This is a genomic window from Streptomyces sp. HD, assembly GCF_028369295.1.
Classification (GTDB): domain Bacteria; phylum Actinomycetota; class Actinomycetes; order Streptomycetales; family Streptomycetaceae; genus Streptomyces.
Genome location: NZ_JAQMYP010000166.1, coordinates 1 through 740 on the forward strand (window position 1 = coordinate 1; position 740 = coordinate 740).

The 740-nt window shown below is 68.4% G+C and carries 1 protein-coding gene; it reads right to left on the reverse strand.

Annotated elements, in window-relative coordinates; genetic code table 11:
• Positions 1–740, reverse strand: a 740-nt coding sequence (locus POF73_RS45825; protein WP_272125484.1) for an endo-1,4-beta-xylanase, incomplete at both ends; no start/stop codon positions are given.

The following is a 740-nucleotide window of genomic DNA, read 5'->3' on the forward strand; positions in this document are numbered from 1 at the left end:
TGCCGTCGCTGTTCCGGTTGGCCTTCCAGTGCTGGTGGGCGCCGCCGTTGGCGTCCCAGACCGTCAATCTCGTTCCGTTGGCCGTCCGGTTGGCCGGCTCGTCCAGTACCCGGCCGCTGGCGACGTTGGTCAGCGTGTAGGTGCCGTCGCTGTTCCGGCCGGCCCGCCACTGCTGGTTGGAGGCACCGCTGGCGTCCCACACCTGGAGCGGGGTGCCGTTGGCGTTCTGTCCTGCGGGCTGGTCGAGAACGCGTCCGGCGGCCGCGTTGGAGAGCGTGTAGACGGTGCCGGAGGTGAGGTCCCCGGCCTGTGTGCTGCCGCCGCTGCTGCTGCCCAGGGCGGTGAGCACCGCGTTGTAGGCGGGCTTCTTGTTGCCGCTGTTGTCGAACAGCAGCGGATTCTCACCGGTGCGCCAGGAGTCGCTGTCGCGGATGCCCCACACGGTGATGCCCGTGCAGCGAGCGACGTTCACGCAGGCCTTGACGGCGTTGCCGTAGGCGGTGGCGGACGCCTGGGCGATGTCGAGCTCGGTGATCTGGACGTCCACGCCGAGCGCGGCGAAGTTGGACAGGGTGGTCTGGAAGCTGGCGGGCGGGCCGTCGGCGCCGAAGTGGCTCTGGAGGCCGACGCAGTCGATGGGCACACCGCGGGACTTGAAGTCCTTGACCATCTTGTAGACGCCCTGGGTCTTGGCGTCGGTCCAGTTCTCGATGTTGTAGTCGTTGTAGCAGAGCTTGGCG